We start from the raw sequence: 16114 nt of genomic DNA on the forward strand, positions 1-16114 counted from the left end.
TTGGTATTTAGGGACTTAAAAAAACCGCAATTCATTCTAATCTGCGGTTTTTTATTGATGGTGTGCCTAGGTCAGTGGTGTATTTTTTGTAAGAATTGACGAACTCTTGGGTGTGTTGAATGATAAAAAAGCTGTTCTGGTGTGCCTTCTTCTACCACAATGCCGTCATCCATTAAAACAACTTTATCCGCCACATCACGAGCAAAATTGATTTCATGCGTTACCACAACCATGGTCCAGCCGTCATTGGCAAGCTGTTTCATGGTGGCAAGCACATCTTGCACAAGCTCTGGGTCAAGTGCTGATGTTGGCTCATCAAACAGCAATAATTCAGGCTTAATTGCTAAAGCTCGTGCAATGCCCACTCGCTGTTGTTGCCCACCTGATAATTGATAAGGGTATAAATCCATCTTATCAGCCAAACCCACCTGAGTTAGTAGCTGCTTAGCTTCATCAATGACCTGTGCCTTGGGGCGATTTTGGGCAATCATGGGGGCAAGCGTTAAGTTTTCTAAAGCGGTTTTATGGGGAAATAAATTGTAGGATTGAAAAACCATGCCGGATTTGCGTTGCAGTTTTAGGCGAATGTCTTTTTTGATGGGTTTTGCAAAATTGATAGCAAGTGAGTCATCATCAAAGTGCATTGTGCCGCTATCAGGCATTTCAAGCCCATTTAAACAGCGTAAAAATGTGGTTTTTCCAGAGCCTGATGGTCCTAAGATAACCACTACTTGACCTTTGTCAATGGTTAGGTCAATGCCTTTTAGGATATGATTTTCTCCAAAGGTTTTTTGGATATTTTTTATAGTAATCATAATAAAATCAATTATTTAGCAATATGTTTGTCAAAATGCACTTCAAGGCGTGATTGTAATAAACTTAAAATAAAGCAAATTACCCAATAAATAATTGCCGCTTCAATATATACAAGCATAAACTCATAAGTGCGTGCAGCGACATTTTGGGCTTCTTTGAATAGTTCGGTTACCAATACCAAAGATGCCAATGATGTCTCTTTAACTAAACTAATAAAGGTATTAGAGAGTGGCGGTATGGATACACGAAAGGCTTGGGGTAAAATGATGTAACGAAAAGTCTGTGCATAGGTGAGACCAACTGTCGTGCCTGCTTCCCATTGACCTTTAGGGATTGATAAAATAGCTGCTCGCACTGTCTCGGACGCATACGCACCAACATTGAGCGAAAATGCGATAATCGCTGTTGGGAACGGATCAAGTTTTATGCCGATGGCAGGCAGACCATAAAAAATAATAAACAACTGCACAAGCATGGGCGTGCCACGAATGGCAGAGACATAAGTTCTTGCAATAAAATAAAGTGCGTTATGCCATGCATTAGTGCGTGGCACAATGCGAATCATTGCAACCGCTAGGGCAATAATAAGTCCAAGAGCAAAGGAAATTATGGCAAGTGGGATAGAATAGATAAATGCACCTTTTAGCATGGGTAAAAAGGCGTCAATGACAATCTCGGCACGAGTGTCTGTCATAAAAGGCAGTTGGCTTAATAAAGATTGCATGGCATATATACATAAAGAAATAGAATAAAAGACCAAAACCACCAAAACGGTGGTTTTGAAAAAAGGCACTTGCTTTATTTTTGGCTAATGTCCGCCCCAAAAAACTCATTGGAAAGTTTGGTTAGAGTGCCATCTGCCTGTAAGGCTTTGGTTGCCTCGTTGAATTTTTCAACCGAAGCGGTCTCATCCTTACGGAAAATTACACCTGCACCTCGTTTTTCGCTGTCATCGGCAGACAGTTTGATTTCAAGATCGCTATCAGATTTGGTTTTTAAGTAATCAAGCACCGCCAGATGGTCGTTGATGGTCATATCAGCACGACCTGTTTTAACCAGCTCCACTGCCTGAGCAAGTCCGTCTACGGCGACAATTTGAGCACCGTATTTTTGTGCCATCTCGCTATAATTGCTGGTTAAAGATTGGGCGGATTTTTTGCCTTTAATTTCTTCCCATGAGCCAAAATGAATGTTTTTTGGTGCAACCAATACGGCATTTGACCAACTGTATGGCTCGGATTTGTTATATTTGGCTTGGCGTTCTGGAGTGGTAAGGCTTACTTGATTGGCAACGACATCAAAACGACCTGCGTCCAGTCCTGATAGCATTCCGTCCCATTGGGTTTCTTTAAATTCTACCTTCATGCCAAGTTTGTCAGCGATGGCTCGCACCACTTCCACATCATAGCCTGTCAGCTTTCCTGTTTCGTCATGATAGGTAAAAGGAGGGTAGGTGCCTTCTGTACCTACCACCAAAACGCCACCGTTTACTATACGCTTGTACAGATCGGTTTCATCTGCTCGAGTGGTGGTATCAGTAGTTTGGTTGGTTGCTTCTTTTGTCTGTGGCTGACTTTGATTACCGCAGGCAGCAAGCATGGTTGCAACCATCAAAAAGGGTAGGGTTTTTAATAAAGTCATGTTGACATTCCGTTTTAAATTATCTTATTTATTATATAGTAATTTTTTAGGTTTAGATATGATTTTTTGGAATATACAAAATCCTTAAATGCATGAATGTTCTTTATTAAAGAGGCGAAGGTTGGCTCTGCAATAAAAATCAAGGCGATAAAGAATTTGATATATCCAATATGCTTATGGCAATATGAAAAAATCCAAATAACAAATCCGAACTACAAATACCTGTAAGAGTGGGGATTTAATCCGAGGTAATTATTAGGCCTTTTTCCAGACTATCCCCAACTTAAAATTATAAATAGCAGAAAAAGATTTACTCTTAATATAAATCTTTTTCTGTGATTACAATAATGACATGATAAGATTTTAAAACGCTTGTGTTTTTCAAGGATATACTCAATCAGTTGCTCGCTTGAATGGTAATTGATGGTTTGCTTTTTATTTAATTGCTTTACAAACAGTACTTTTGGTAATACCAAAGTCTTGGGCTATGTGAAATTGACTGTGGTATTCTTTGTAGTATTTTAAGGTTATCATTATCAAGGTAAAAAAACCAGCGGTGCTTGGGTAGATGTCGTGTAATACATGGCGTTATTCAGCTTTTTCAAAGCTTAAGGCTGCTGAATTGATGCAATATCTTAGACCTGTTGTGTCCTGAGGACCGTCTGGGAATACATGCCCTAAATGACCACCACAATGATGACAGGTAATCTCAATGCGTCTCATGCCATGCGACAAATCAAGTGTTTCATCTAAGGCATTACTACTAATGCTTCTGTCAAAACTTGGCCAGCCGCAACCTGAATGAAATTTATGCTCACTGCTAAATAGCTTGGCATGACAGCCTTGACAATGATAAACGCCTTTATCTTCTAAATCAGTATAAATGCCTGTGAATGCACGCTCAGTACCTTTTTGTCTTAAAACATAGTACGCTTGCGGACTTAGGCGTTCTTGCCAGTCTGATTCGCTCATTTGACGAATGTCATCTTGGGTTAGTTGTTCCGTCATAATCACTCCTTATAAATCATACGGGCTTGCTAGATTGTATTTTTCAGATATAGATGGGCATGATGGCACAAAATACAAGTATTGAATGGGTTTGGGAGTTATATTTTTAATAAAAAAGACAATGTGCAAGTAAATCTTGCAATTTTTAAAAATCTTATTGATTTATGTGAAATTTTAAGTCAAAAAGAAAGAAAATACTTGCAAAAATCATCAAAATGACTTTAAATAAGTTGGATATTTGATTATTATTTAGAGTTTTTTAAAAATGCAAGTTGGTATCTCATGACAAACCCAAATCTTATTGAAAATCATCAAAAAATGCAAGGCGAAAGATTAAAGCGACTTCGTAAGCAGATGGGTTTATCTGCCCAACAGCTCGCCCACAGACTAAGCGAGAGCGGTACGCCGGTTAGTCGTGGGGCAATTGCTAATTGGGAGTGTGGCAAAAACGGTATTGCCAGTAGCAAACTTGCTTCTTTAGCCAGTATCTTAAATACCACAGAAAGCTTTTTATTGACAGGTCGCACGCAGATGGATGAAGACGCCCAATCTGACGACGATCAAATCCATCATCAACACTTTTCATCACAGGTGATGACCATGAATACAGCAAACACGCCTTTAAAAAAATCTGCTAAACTTGCCAATGTGTGCTACGACATTCGTGGCGAGCTACTACAAACAGCCAACCGCATGGAGGCGGAAGGGCATCGCATCATTAAACTAAACATTGGCAATCCTGAACCTTTTGGTTTGTTGCCACCTGACGAGATTGTACAAGATGTGGCGATGAATCTTCACAATGCGTCTGGTTATTCAGATTCTAAGGGGATTTTTGCGGCACGCAAGGCGATTTTGCAGTACTATCAAGGTAAGGGGCTGTTATCTGCTACTGATGTCAATGATGTATTCATCGGTAATGGAGTGAGTGAGCTTATTGTGATGGTCATGCAGGCACTCTTAGATGATGGTGATGAAGTGCTGATTCCGATGCCAGATTATCCGTTGTGGACGGCGGCAGCAAATTTGGCAGGTGGCAAGGCGGTGCATTATCGTTGTGTTGAAGAGAATAACTGGCAACCTGATTTGGCAGATATTGAAAATAAAATCACCCCAAAAACCAAAGGCATTGTGGTAATCAATCCTAATAACCCAACAGGGGCGTTGTATTCTGATGAGATTTTGCAAGCAATTGCAGATTTGGCGGTTAAATACGGATTGGTGTTGATGGCAGATGAGATTTATGACCGTATTTTATATGATGATGCGGTGCACACACCGATATGTACCATAACGGATAAGGCGTTGGTGCTGACTTTTAATGGTTTGTCAAAATCACATCGTATCGCAGGTTATCGCTCAGGTTGGGTGATGATTTCAGGTAAAAAAGACCATGCTGACGACTTTATTGAAGGCTTGGCCATGCTTGCTAGTATGCGACTGTGTGCCAATGTGCCTGCACAGTATGCCATACAGACAGCAATGGGTGGCTATCAGTCTATGCAGGCTTTAACTGCACCATCTGGCAGATTATATAAGCAAAGGCAGTTGGCGGTTGATAGACTAAATGCCATCAAAGGCATCAGTTGCACCATGCCACAAGGGGCGTTTTACTGCTTTGCTAAGATTGACCGCAAGGTATATCCGATTGATAATGACATGAAGTTCATGATGGACTTGTTAATTCAAGAAAAAGTACTGATGGTACAAGGCACAGGCTTTAATTGGGATAAGCCAGATCATTTTCGTGTGGTTTTTTTGCCAAATCTGATTGACTTAGAAGATGCGATGGATAGGCTTGATAGATTTTTTGCCAACAAGCGTAAAGAGTTTGGTACAGAATGATGTCTTAACCGCCAACTCTTATGTGTATAAAATCTCATACATGGCTATTGCGATGGTATGGGGTGTAATGAATAACAAAAATCAACAAAGGCCTGTAGTTTTAGGCTTTTGTTGATTTTTTTGATGGATAAATTGGTCAAATCAAGAAGTTGTTAAGTGCACTAATGTAACTTAAGACTGTGATTGGTCAATGCTAATTATGCTAAAAACCCCTATCTATATGCCATTTTTGCATTTTAATTTTTGCCCTAAAATACTTAATATGGCAAGCCTATATAAATTAAGTGTTTAAGCGATAAATTTTTGTGGTTTACGCCAAGCACTCTATCAACAACTTTCAAAGCCTACCGCCAAAGGAAAGAAGTCCATGTATCAATATTCTTATACTGACCAAAAAATCGTTGATGAGCGAGTTGAGCAGTTTCGTGATCAAACCCAGCGTTTTTTGGCAGGTGAGTTGCCAGAGGAACAGTTTTTACCACTTCGTCTGCAAAATGGACTGTATATTCAGCGTCATGCACCAATGTTGCGTATCGCCATTCCTTATGGCTTGATGGCAAGTCATCAGTTGCGTGTTTTGGCTGAGATTGCTCGTGATTATGATAAGGGCTATGCACATTTTACCACTCGCACCAACTTGCAATTAAATTGGGTGAAGCTGGAGGAAGTGCCAGATATTTTGGCAAAACTGGCAAGTCATCAGATGCACGCGATTCAGACATCAGGGAACTGTATTCGTAATACCACCACCGACCCTTATGCAGGTATTCATAGCGAGGAAGTGGTGGACCCCCGTCCTTACTGTGAAATCATTCGTCAGTGGAGTACTTTTCATCCAGAGTTTGCTTATTTGCCACGTAAATTTAAGATTGCAGTGATTGGCACTAAAGCGGACCGTGCCGCCACTCAAGTACACGATATTGGTCTGCATGTGATCAAAAAAGATGGTCAAATAGGTTTTGAGGTCATCGTAGGCGGCGGTCTGGGTCGTACCCCTATTATCGGCAAGATGATTAATGAATTTTTGCCACGAGAGCATCTGTTAAGTTATCTTGATGCGATTTTAAGGGTGTATAATCTAGAGGGTCGTCGTGATAATAAATACAAAGCTCGTATTAAAATCTTGGTAGAGAGTTTGGGTAAAGAGGTGTTTGCCCAAAAAGTTATGGAAGAATGGCAACACCTAAAAGATGGTGATTTGACCCTGACCGATGCACATTTTGCGAAGGCAGAAAGTTATTTTACCACGCCTAATTATGAACGCATTGATTCTCTTTTGGCTCAAGATCAACTGCAAACATACTTAGCTAATGATGAGTTTAGCAGATGGTATGAGCATAATACCGTTGCCCATAAGGTCGCAGGCTATCGTGCGGTGGTTATTTCATTAAAAGCGGGTATTGTCAATGGCAAATATATCCCATCGGGTGATATGACAGATGGTCAAATGTTTGCTTTAGCGGACTTGGCGGATAAATACAGTTTGGGTGAAATTCGTGCAACTCATCATCAAAACTTGGTACTGGGTGATGTTAAGATGACTGATTTATATGCTTTATGGCAAAAACTATCAGCACTTAATTTGGCTCGTGCTAATATCGGTACGCTAACAGACATGACAGTATGTCCTGGTTTTGACTATTGTGCGTTGGCAAATGCTACCACGCATAATATTGCTGCTAGCATTGAAGAAAAATTCCAAGACTTAGATTACTTATACGATTTGGGCGATATTCGTTTGAATATGTCAGGTTGTATGAATGCCTGTGCTCATCATCATGTGGGAGATATTGGTATCTTGGGTGTGGATAAAAAGGGCGAACACTGGTATCAAATCAGTTTGGGTGGTAGTTCTGGCGAAAATGCTCGTTTGGGTCAGATTCTAGGTCGTGCTGTGGCGGCTGACGAGGTGGCAGATACCATTGATACTATTGCTAAAGTTTATCAAAAGGAAAGGGTGGTTACAGGTGAGTATGTTGAGAGCTTTGCTCAGGTGGTTGAGCGTGTCGGTGTTGCACCATTTAAAGCGGCGGTTTACTCATAATTGATGGATAAGGAGAGTGTTATGAGCATGCAAATCATTAGTCTAGACAGTAAAGCAAATATTCATGAAAGTGTGGGCGAATTTTTTTTAATTTCATCTGCTGATGAAGCCCCTGCTTATGCCGGTTTTGATATTGGTATCATCAAGGAGAGAGCTTATGGTGATAGTACGCTACTAAGCACGCCAAACGATTTTCATGAGACTCGTGGACTGCTATTGACAGCGGACAATGCCATTGATGAGGTGAAAGAAGTGCTAGAAGAGGCACTGGTGAATTTATTTGTTGTGTACGTCTCTGATTTTAAAGATGGGCGTGTATTTAGTCTGGTGCGTCAATTAAGACAGTTAAGCGAACAGGCAGAAATCGTCATTGCAGGCGAATTTGGTCTTGATCAGGCGGCGTATTTTTATAAGTCGGGTGCTAATGCCTTTGCGGTGGCATCAGAGCGTATCAGCACCCTAAAAAATACCCTAAATGACCTAAAAACTGCACATGACGGCATATCTGCTGGTGCTTTGCCGATGTTTCGCTAAGTATTGTTGCCAGTATTGGATTGGTAACAGATAAAACTGACTGACAAATCCAAGCCTAATAATCATGGTTATTGTGCTTGATGACCTTATCGGCTTGGTTTATTTTTACTTTATAGATATAGCTGACCGAACACAAGGCCATCTCTTTTGTTGGGATTTTTAACCATCAAGTTTTGCCAAATGCTTGCTTACCAAGTTTTTGTGTGAAATGACAATGTGATGAGTGCATGATGAATACTTTGCCTTTATTTTTTAATTTAACCCATCAAAGTGTGCTGATTATTGGTGGTGGCGATGTTGCCAAGCGTAAGGCGGACTTGTTGCATAAGGCGGGGGCAAGTTTGGTTGTGTTGGCAAAGCACTTTGATGAATCGTTCTTGGCTTTTTTAAAGATGCATCAGCATACCATCATTCACAAAAGCTATGAAAGTGCAGATTTGCACACCTTGCCAAGACCTGCTGTTATCATCTGTGCCACTGACGATGACAGGCTTAACCATACGGTATATCATGATGCCAAAAGTCTGGGTATTGCCATCAATGTGGTGGACTGCCCAGCTTTATGTGATTTTATTTTTCCTGCCATTGTGGATAGAAGCCCAATTGTCGTTGGTGTCTCTAGCAATGGCAAAGCTCCTGTGTTGGCACGGCTGATTCGAGTTAAGATTGAAAGTCAGTTGCCATCAAACATTGGTAAATTGGCTAAGCTAGCAGGCGAGTTTCGCCAAATCGTCAAAGAAAAACTACCTACCATTACTGAGCGTCGGTATTTTTGGGAAGGAGTGTTTGACCGTGCTTTGTCGGATAAGCAGGTGGGGGTGTTGTCTGATGAACTTGATGATTTTATGAATCATCAACAAAAATCAGGTGAGGTATATATCGTGGGTGCAGGGGCTGGAGATCCAGATTTATTGACCTTTAAAGCACTCCGCCTAATGCAACAAGCAGATGTGGTGCTGTACGATGCACTGGTGTCTGATGAAATTTTGGATTTATGCCGAAGAGATAGCGACAAGATTTTTGTTGGTAAAAAACGCCAAAACCATGCTAAAGCACAAGATGAAATTAATGAGCTGCTTGTATATTATGCCAAAAAAGGTAAGCGAGTGTTACGCCTAAAAGGTGGCGATCCCTTTGTTTTTGGTCGTGGGGGCGAGGAGGTTCAGGCTTGCCAGACAGCGGGCATCCCTTATCAAGTGGTGAGTGGGATTACGGCAGCATTGGCTGCTAGTAGTTATGCCGGCATTCCTTTGACGCATCGTGGCGTGGCGACTTCGGTACGCTTTTTGACAGGATGTTATCAAACCAATGAGCATTTTGGTGGCTTAAAGAGCTTGTATCAAGATGATGAAACGCTAGTATTTTATATGGGGCTTCATGCACTTGAGAAGGTGGTAGGTGGGTTAAGAGCATCAGGCGTATCTTCTGATATGTCAATAGCAATCATCTCAAATGCCAGTTTGCCCACTCAGCAGGTGCTTATTGGCACGCTTGATGATATTATTCAAAAAAATGCACAAGCCAAGATGGCTGCACCTGCCATTATCATCGTAGGGCGTGTGGTGGAGCTGTATCAGCCTAAATAAGACGCTCGTTGCTATGAATTGCCATTAAGCGTGGTTGGTATGGGTGCTCATGATACTTTGGTACTTTGCGGTTGTTGTTATTTTTAAATATCCTAAAGTTGTTGAGATGACTTTTTACAAAAATTAGGCTAAAATAAAAAGTTCAATTATTAATTAGTGTTTAAAATATGACAGATTCTATTGATCGCAACGCTTCTTCTGAGTTAGTTTCACAGACTGCCGAAGAAATTAAAAATGTTGCTGAGACAACCAAAGAGGTAACAACAGCCACCGTTAAAGGGTTGGAAAATAGCACCAATCATGCACTAGAATTTCTAGGTATGCCAATTGATGTCAATACTTTAATAAAAAATAGCATTGATTTGGGCATCAATCTTGTTTTGGCATTATTGATATTCTTTATTGGTAAATGGGTTGGTAAGCGTATCTTGGCGGTGATTAACCGTATGTTAAGCAGGACGCATCTTGACCAAACGGTACTGAATTTTTTAAATAATTTGCTATATGGCGTGATGATTGTAGCCATCATGTTGGCTGCACTAAATAAATTGGGTATCAATACCAACTCATTCGTGGCAGTGCTTGGTGCAGCGGCGGTTGCGATTGGTATGTCCTTAAAGGATCAACTGTCCAACCTAGCAGCCGGTGTGATGATTGTGATTTTTCGTCCTTTTGGGCGTGGCGATGTTGTTGAGGTGGGAGGTAAGTTGGGTACGGTGATTGATATTACCCTAGTTAATACCAGAATCCGAACAGCCAGCAACCATGAGATTATTATCCCAAATGGCGACATCATGACGACTTCTAGTACCAATTTTTCATCATTGCCCAATCGCCGTATTGAGGTATTGGTTGGTATTGGTTATCAAAGCAATATTAAAAAAGCCAAAGAGCTTATGCTACTGACGGCATCAAAGCATGATTTGGTGCTAGATAATCCAGAACCGTTGGTGCGTGTTACTGCACTTTCTGAAAGTTCGGTGGATTTGACTTTGTATGCATGGACGGAAAATGGCGATTGGTTTGGTGTGCAGTGCGATCTATTGGAGGAAATTAAATATGCCTTTGATGAAGCGGGTGTAGATATTCCATTCCCGAATCGTACATTGCATATTGAAGGATTGCAGGACTTGTCAGAGCTGATTAAACAGCAAGGAATTACTGATGCCAACAATGACAAAACGCCATAATCAGGGTTGTTTTTATTCGTTAAATGTGGCAAGTGATTAGAATCAAGCAAAGTTTTGATTGTAAACCATAAAAAATACCGCAAAGGCATATTTGCGGTATTTTTTATCATAAATAGCACCAATGAGGTAATGCCTATTGGCAAGTAGTTTTTAAGGGCTTGGTATGAATGACTCATACCAAGCCTATGAATTAAAAAATGCGATTCATGCCATTTAATGCTGCCACACGGTAGGCTTCTGCCATTGTTGGGTAGTTGAAGGTGGTACTAAGGAAGTATTCCAAAGTGTGATGGCACTTCATCACCGCCTGACCGATGTGGATAATCTCAGAGGCGTGGTTGCCATAGCAATGAATGCCGAGAATTTCCAAGGTTTCACGATGGAATAGAATTTTTAACACGCCTGAGCGTTCACCGATGATTTGAGCTCTAGCCAAATGCTTAAAGAATGCTTGTCCGACTTCGTACGGTACTTGATCTCGGGTAAGGTCTTCTTCGGTTGCTCCAATACTTGAAATCTCAGGAATGGTATAAATACCTGTCGGTACGCTATCGATGAACTCGGCATATTTATCGCCCACCATAAAACCTGCAGCATTACGCCCTTGGTCGTAGGCGGCAGAGGCTAAAGATGGCCAACCGATGACATCACCTACCGCATAGATGTGCGGTACACTGGTACGATAAGTTTTATCAACTTCTAGCTGACCTCGGTTATTGGCGGTCAGTCCTACAGCTTCTAGGTTTAGGCTATCGGTGTTGCCTGAGCGACCGTTGCACCATAAAATGGCGTCCGACTTAATTTTTTTGCCACTTTTTAGGTGTAGAACAACGCAATCGTCATGTGTTTCTAGGCGATCAATTTCTTCATTATTACGAATGCGTACACCAAATTGACGAAAGTCATGAGAGAGGGCGTCGGAGATTTCGTTGTCAAGATAGCTTAGTAATTGATCTTTATTGTTGATGAGGTCAACCACATAGCCAAGACCTGTAAAGATGGAAGCATACTCACAACCGATGACACCTGCACCGTAAATGATGATTTTGCGGGCAACATAATCCATTTGCAAAATCTTATCAGAATCAAAGACGCGTGGGTGGTCAAAGTCTAAAAAGTCAGGACGATAAGGACGAGATCCGACCGCAATTACCGCCTGATTGAAGGTTAGCATTTTTTTCGCACCATCTTCAGCGTCTTCAACCTGCAGAGTGTATGGGTCTAGAAAACTGCCCCAACCTTGAATAATTTCAATGCGATTGCGTTCATAAAATAGGCGATGAGTATTCACTTGACTTAAAATCACTCGGCGAGCTTTGCTAAGCACCTTATTCAATGGGACTTGAAAGTTATCCGTAAATGAGCTAAAGATAGGGTCTCGTCTCATGGAGATGATATTAAAGACGGATTGACGCAGTGCCTTACTAGGAATGGTGCCAACATGAGCACAGTTGCCACCCACTTGTTCACGAGGGTCGATGACAGCAACTTTTAGCCCTGATTTGGCAAGTTTCATTGCTGCTGCTTCACCTGCAGGACCAGCACCTAGTACGATGGCATCGTATTCATAATTGTGTTTTTTATGCTCTTTAATACTTTTTTCTTGATGAAGTTCGATGCGTTGTCCGTCTAGGGGGCTGATGAGTGTTTGATGAATGAGATCAACATCAGTTTGTTCATACATCTGAGTGGTGATATCCTCGGGGGTAATTTTAGGTTCTGTACTGACATTGGATTGGTTTTTTTTACTCATGGGATTCCTTATTGGTTGATTGTCATGTTAATCTTGTGCTAATACAATTAGCCAATGCGTCTTGCCAGACCTGATACCTGTAAAATCCTTGTGGCAATCTCTTCAACGCTCATTTCAGAGACATTAAGATTGGGGATTTTTTGGGCGGTGTAGATGGCTTGAATGGCTCGTTGTTCTTCTTGGCATTGAGCAAGTGACGCATAGCGAGAGCCTGCCTTTCTTTCTTGGCGGATACGCACGAGTCTTTCAGTATCGATGGTAAGTCCAAAGAGCTTATGGCGATATGGCTGTAAAACTTTGGGTAGATTGCTACTGTCCAAATCATCTTCGGTTAAAGGGTAATTAGCGGCACGAATGCCAAATTGTAAGGCGAGATATAGGCTAGTTGGTGTCTTACCAGAACGAGACAGCCCCACCAAGATAATGTCTGCTCCATCGTAGTGAGTGGTTCTTGCTCCATCATCATTATCTAGGGCGAAATGTACCGCATCAATACGAGCTTTATAATCCTCACTGTCTACCTGTCCATGTGCAATGCCTGCGTGTGGGTCAGGATTTTCGCCAATCTCATTGGCAATACGAGTAATCAGTCCTTCATAGATATCAAGGTTTGTGGCGTCTGCCCCATTGATGACGCTACGAATATCATCGCTGACGATGGTGTCAAAGACCAGTGGTTTTAGTCCTGATAGGCGGTGCGATTCATTGATGCGTTTGACCGCATCGTGTGCAAGTTCGGTGCTATTAACATAAGGAATGATTTTGATGTCAAATTTGACATTGCCAAACTGGCTTAATAAAGAACGCCCAAGTGTTTCGGCGGTAATGGCGGTGCCATCAGAGATAAAAAATGCACTGCGAAGTGGTGTATAATCCTTGGTTTCTTTGGTCTGATGGTCTAACTGGCTAGGTGTGGGGGTGTGAATGTACATGGCTATCCTTATTGTCGTGCCACAGATAAACGCTTGAAATTATAACATAAAAACAGATGTTTTTGTAGGATAAAATTCTGCTAAGTAAACCGACTTGCCAATCACTGTCTTTGAAATTTTTATTGAGACCTAACACACTCACAAGAATATTTCACAAATAAATATCTATATTTTTTTGTAAAATATATTGTATTTTTTATTGAGTATTGGGTCATTTATCGTTATAATTTGGGAAATTCTTAGTATAGTATTAGGGTGTTTTTATGGCACAAGTTATTCCATTTAGCCAACTTGGCAAGGATGATGTTGAGATTGTTGGTGGTAAGAATGCATCGCTTGGTGAGATGATTAGTAATTTGGCAAATGTTGGTGTATCTGTACCAAATGGCTTTGCTACGACCGCTGACGCATTTAACCGTTTTTTAAACGAAACAGGTCTTTTGGATAAAATTAATGCTGAATTAAAAGGCTTGGATGTTGATGATGTTGAAAAACTGGCTGAAGTCGGTGCTAAGGTGCGTGATTGGGTCATCGCTCAAGACTTGCCAAAAGATCTAGAAGATGAGATTCGCCGTACCTATGATGAGCTGACAGGTGGTCAAGATGTTGCGGTGGCGGTGCGTTCATCAGCTACAGCAGAAGATTTGCCTGACGCATCTTTTGCAGGACAGCAAGAGACTTTCTTGAATATTCGTGGCATTGATAATGTATTGATTGCCATCAAAGAAGTTTTTGCCAGCTTGTATAATGACCGTGCCATCGCCTATCGTGTACATAAAGGCTTTGAGCATGCAGGCGTGGCATTATCAGCAGGGGTTCAGCGAATGGTACGCTCGGAAACTGGCACCTCTGGCGTGATGTTCACTCTAGACACCGAGAGTGGCTTTAATGAAGTGGTGTTTATTACAGCAAGCTATGGTCTTGGTGAGATGGTTGTCCAAGGGGCAGTAAACCCTGATGAATTTTATCTGTCAAAAGCACTACTTGCTCAAAACCGCCCTGCGGTGGTTCGTCGTAATTTAGGCTCAAAACACATCAAGATGGTCTATGGTGATGAGGGTAGTACCAAGCGTTCAACTAAGATTGTTGATGTAGAAAAGGCAGACCGTCAGCAGTTTGCTTTATCAACCGATGAACTGACCGCTCTTGCCAAGCAAGCACTGATTATTGAGAAGCACTACGGCTGTCCTATGGATATTGAATGGGCAAAAGATGGTGATACAGGCGAACTATTTATCGTGCAGGCACGCCCAGAGACAGTGAAATCTCGCCAAGACAAAACAAGCATGGAGCGTTATGTCATCAACTCCAAAGGGGCAAAAGTGCTATGTGAGGGTCGCTCTATCGGTCAGCGTATCGGTTCTGGAAAAGTGCGTATCGTTAGCAATCTCAATGAGATGAGTAAGGTTGAAGAAGGTGATGTGCTGGTGTCTGACATGACCGACCCAGATTGGGAGCCGGTGATGAAGCGAGCGTCTGCCATCATTACCAATCGTGGCGGCCGTACTTGTCATGCCGCCATCATCGCTCGTGAGCTTGGCGTACCTGCCATTGTTGGCTGTGGTAATGCCACCGAGCTTTTAACAGATGGTCAGGCGGTTACTGTATCATGTGCTGAGGGCGATACAGGATTTATTTATGATGGCAGGCTTGATTTTGAAGTGCAAAAAAACTCCATCGCTACCATGCCAGAGCTTGCCTTTAAAGTCATGATGAATGTCGGCAATCCAGACCGTGCGTTTGATTTTGCTCAGATTCCTAATGAGGGCGTGGGCTTGGCACGACTAGAATTCATCATCAACCGCATGATTGGTGTGCACCCAAAAGCCTTATTAAATGTAGATAGCTTGCCCCAAGAAACTCAATTGCAAGTCTTTGAGCGTATGGCAGGCTATAACTCGCCTGTGGAATTTTATATCAATAAGCTGATTGAGGGTATTTCTACTCTTGCGGTAGCGTTTTATGATAAGCCTGTGATTGTGCGTATGAGTGATTTTAAATCCAATGAATACGCCAACTTGATCGGTGGTAAACTCTACGAGCCACACGAAGAAAATCCAATGCTTGGTTTCCGTGGGGCAAGTCGCTATATTTCGGATAATTTCCGTGATTGCTTTGAGCTTGAATGCCGTGCGTTAAAATATGTGCGTGAGGAGATGGGCTTGACGAATGTCAAAATCATGATTCCGTTTGTACGCACCACCACAGAAGCAGCCCAAGTGATTGAGCTACTAGAAAAAAATGGCTTAAAGCGTGGTCAAAACGGTCTTGAGATTATCATGATGTGCGAGTTGCCGACCAATGCTTTGCTTGCTGATGAGTTTTTGGAGTATTTTGATGGTTTTTCCATCGGTTCAAATGACTTAACTCAGCTTACACTTGGTCTTGATCGTGATAGTGGCATTGTTTCGCACTTGTTTGATGAGCGAGACCTTGCGGTCAAAAAACTGCTTAGTATGGCGATTGAAGCGTGTCGCAAACAAGGCAAATATGTCGGCATTTGCGGTCAAGGACCTTCAGATCACCCAGATCTTGCTCGCTGGTTGATGGAGCAGGGCATTGATTCGGTATCCCTAAACCCTGATAGCGTACTTGATACTTGGTTATTTTTAGCAAAGGATAAGTAATTAAAAATTTGTTGTTTTCCTGCAAGTCTTGTTTTTGTTGCAAAAATAGGGCTTGCAGGATTTTTTATACAATACAATAAATTTTTGTTGACTTTATAACTATGTTATGATACAAGTATTGGAACCATTCTTAGCTTA

13 protein-coding genes are annotated in these 16114 nt (G+C 41.6%); 6 read left to right on the forward strand and 7 right to left on the reverse strand.

The genetic code is table 11. The features are described from left to right. Window positions 1–71: 71 nt before the first annotated feature. From LU276_RS03435 to msrB, 5 genes are all read right to left on the reverse strand, one after another. Window positions 72–815, reverse strand: a complete 744-nt coding sequence (locus LU276_RS03435; RefSeq protein WP_284674258.1) for an amino acid ABC transporter ATP-binding protein — start codon at window positions 813–815, stop codon at window positions 72–74. A gap of 11 nt (window positions 816–826) precedes the next feature. Next, complete coding sequence (locus tag LU276_RS03440) at window positions 827–1540, reverse strand: amino acid ABC transporter permease (protein ID WP_470365340.1); 714 nt, start codon at window positions 1538–1540, stop codon at window positions 827–829. Between the two features lie 74 nt (window positions 1541–1614). Continuing rightward, window positions 1615–2457 (reverse strand): amino acid ABC transporter substrate-binding protein, encoded by an 843-nt coding sequence (locus tag LU276_RS03445; protein ID WP_284674259.1) that lies wholly within the window; start codon window positions 2455–2457, stop codon window positions 1615–1617. A 435-nt stretch (window positions 2458–2892) separates the two neighbouring features. Then, window positions 2893–2991: a transposase family protein gene (locus LU276_RS10065; RefSeq protein ID WP_373627531.1), complete on the reverse strand. Its 99-nt coding sequence runs from the start codon at window positions 2989–2991 to the stop codon at window positions 2893–2895. Window positions 2992–3045: 54 nt separating this feature from the next. Further along, window positions 3046–3465 carry a peptide-methionine (R)-S-oxide reductase MsrB gene (gene msrB, locus LU276_RS03450; protein ID WP_284674260.1) on the reverse strand — a complete coding sequence of 140 codons (420 nt, stop codon included), beginning with the start codon at window positions 3463–3465 and terminating at the stop codon, window positions 3046–3048. 282 nt (window positions 3466–3747) lie between these two features. Here msrB and LU276_RS03455 point away from each other — a divergent pair, with 282 nt between their 5' ends. The 5 genes from LU276_RS03455 (at window position 3748) to LU276_RS03475 (ending at window position 10664) form a co-directional block, all read left to right on the forward strand. Beyond that, window positions 3748–5310 (forward strand): aminotransferase class I/II-fold pyridoxal phosphate-dependent enzyme, encoded by a 1563-nt coding sequence (locus LU276_RS03455; RefSeq protein ID WP_284674261.1) that lies wholly within the window; start codon window positions 3748–3750, stop codon window positions 5308–5310. A gap of 367 nt (window positions 5311–5677) precedes the next feature. Beyond that, window positions 5678–7354 (forward strand): nitrite/sulfite reductase, encoded by a 1677-nt coding sequence (locus tag LU276_RS03460; RefSeq protein WP_284674262.1) that lies wholly within the window; start codon window positions 5678–5680, stop codon window positions 7352–7354. Between the two features lie 21 nt (window positions 7355–7375). After that, complete coding sequence (locus LU276_RS03465; RefSeq protein ID WP_284674263.1) at window positions 7376–7888, forward strand: DUF934 domain-containing protein; 513 nt, start codon at window positions 7376–7378, stop codon at window positions 7886–7888. Between the two features lie 230 nt (window positions 7889–8118). Continuing rightward, entirely contained in the window at window positions 8119–9474 is a 1356-nt protein-coding gene (gene cysG, locus LU276_RS03470) for a siroheme synthase CysG (RefSeq protein ID WP_418001284.1), read from the forward strand. A gap of 167 nt (window positions 9475–9641) precedes the next feature. Next, window positions 9642–10664: a mechanosensitive ion channel family protein gene (locus LU276_RS03475; RefSeq protein WP_284674265.1), complete on the forward strand. Its 1023-nt coding sequence runs from the start codon at window positions 9642–9644 to the stop codon at window positions 10662–10664. 190 nt (window positions 10665–10854) lie between these two features. Here LU276_RS03475 and sthA read toward each other — a convergent pair whose 3' ends face one another. Together sthA and ppsR are read right to left on the reverse strand one after the other, a co-directional pair. Further along, complete coding sequence (sthA, locus tag LU276_RS03480; protein ID WP_418001285.1) at window positions 10855–12348, reverse strand: Si-specific NAD(P)(+) transhydrogenase; 1494 nt, start codon at window positions 12346–12348, stop codon at window positions 10855–10857. Window positions 12349–12464: 116 nt separating this feature from the next. Next, window positions 12465–13349: a posphoenolpyruvate synthetase regulatory kinase/phosphorylase PpsR gene (ppsR, locus tag LU276_RS03485; RefSeq protein WP_284674267.1), complete on the reverse strand. Its 885-nt coding sequence runs from the start codon at window positions 13347–13349 to the stop codon at window positions 12465–12467. A 263-nt stretch (window positions 13350–13612) separates the two neighbouring features. Between ppsR and ppsA the strand changes: the two genes are divergently transcribed. Beyond that, window positions 13613–15976 carry a phosphoenolpyruvate synthase gene (gene ppsA / locus LU276_RS03490; protein WP_284674268.1) on the forward strand — a complete coding sequence of 788 codons (2364 nt, stop codon included), beginning with the start codon at window positions 13613–13615 and terminating at the stop codon, window positions 15974–15976. Window positions 15977–16114 lie beyond the last annotated feature (138 nt).

The organism is Moraxella haemolytica (assembly GCF_030177935.1).
Lineage (GTDB): Bacteria > Pseudomonadota > Gammaproteobacteria > Pseudomonadales > Moraxellaceae > Moraxella > Moraxella haemolytica.

Excerpts from the sequence above, each read along its gene's own strand:
- sthA (WP_418001285.1), bottom strand. The coding sequence starts at position 12,348 with ATGTATGAACAAACTGATGTTGATCTCATTCATCAAACACTCATCAGC.
- ppsA (WP_284674268.1), top strand. The coding sequence starts at position 13,613 with ATGGCACAAGTTATTCCATTTAGCCAACTTGGCAAGGATGATGTTGAG.
- msrB (WP_284674260.1), bottom strand. The coding sequence starts at position 3,465 with ATGACGGAACAACTAACCCAAGATGACATTCGTCAAATGAGCGAATCA.
- cysG (WP_418001284.1), top strand. The coding sequence starts at position 8,119 with ATGAATACTTTGCCTTTATTTTTTAATTTAACCCATCAAAGTGTGCTG.
- LU276_RS03475 (WP_284674265.1), top strand. The coding sequence starts at position 9,642 with ATGACAGATTCTATTGATCGCAACGCTTCTTCTGAGTTAGTTTCACAG.
- LU276_RS03445 (WP_284674259.1), bottom strand. The coding sequence starts at position 2,457 with ATGACTTTATTAAAAACCCTACCCTTTTTGATGGTTGCAACCATGCTT.
- ppsR (WP_284674267.1), bottom strand. The coding sequence starts at position 13,349 with ATGTACATTCACACCCCCACACCTAGCCAGTTAGACCATCAGACCAAA.
- LU276_RS10065 (WP_373627531.1), bottom strand. The coding sequence starts at position 2,991 with ATGATAACCTTAAAATACTACAAAGAATACCACAGTCAATTTCACATA.
- LU276_RS03440 (WP_470365340.1), bottom strand. The coding sequence starts at position 1,540 with ATGCAATCTTTATTAAGCCAACTGCCTTTTATGACAGACACTCGTGCC.
- LU276_RS03435 (WP_284674258.1), bottom strand. The coding sequence starts at position 815 with ATGATTACTATAAAAAATATCCAAAAAACCTTTGGAGAAAATCATATC.
- LU276_RS03460 (WP_284674262.1), top strand. The coding sequence starts at position 5,678 with ATGTATCAATATTCTTATACTGACCAAAAAATCGTTGATGAGCGAGTT.
- LU276_RS03455 (WP_284674261.1), top strand. The coding sequence starts at position 3,748 with ATGACAAACCCAAATCTTATTGAAAATCATCAAAAAATGCAAGGCGAA.
- LU276_RS03465 (WP_284674263.1), top strand. The coding sequence starts at position 7,376 with ATGAGCATGCAAATCATTAGTCTAGACAGTAAAGCAAATATTCATGAA.